The 596-nt window shown below is 36.6% G+C and carries 1 protein-coding gene; it reads right to left on the bottom strand.

Annotated features, from left to right (window positions below):
* Positions 1-161: rod shape-determining protein (locus ACS8FD_RS22645; RefSeq protein ID WP_439277515.1), on the bottom strand; the 161-nt coding region annotated here is incomplete at its 3' end.
* Between the last annotated feature and the right edge of the window lie 435 nt (positions 162-596).

The raw sequence follows: 596 nt of genomic DNA, 5'->3' as shown, positions 1-596 counted from the left end.
AGACCAACAGCAGCGACGGTCGGGTTTTGCGTACGGTTGCTACGTAAGGCGACCACCGTAGGCTCATCGAGCACTACCCCTTTATTAGGAATAAAAATTAAGGTGTTCGCAGTACCAAGGTCGATAGCGATATTATTCGATAAAAATCCAAACGGGTTCATTAATATATCCAGCGGCTTACAAATGAGATGACTGAGGCGATGCTTATTAGTATCAAGTAGAGAGCGGTTAAAGACTCAAACAAACAAAAACGTATCTTTGCGATAGGTTTGAATCATGCAATACTGACTAGAAACTAAAAGTGAGATAAATTATACCGATTTAGTCTCAAAAAAACATCGTTATTTACACTGTAAAGTAAGTATTATTTAATCAAAAAATAGACCCTAATAAATCAATTAAGTGATTTTTCAATAGCGTTTATCGCTATATCGTACTTTCGCCAAACAATGTGCGGCTACTTTACCGTATTTAGCAAGTTAATTGTTAGGCAATTGAAAATAAATCAATAACTGTATCGTCACAGTACCAGTTGTTTGTGATTATGCAGCAATCTAACACAGCGCTCTGTAAACTTAGGCCAGATGCTTTATAAT

It is taken from the genome of Psychrobacter sp. 1U2 (assembly GCF_051847575.1).
The sequence above is the reverse complement of the archived record's forward strand: the minus strand, read 5'-3'. Positions and strand labels throughout refer to the sequence as shown.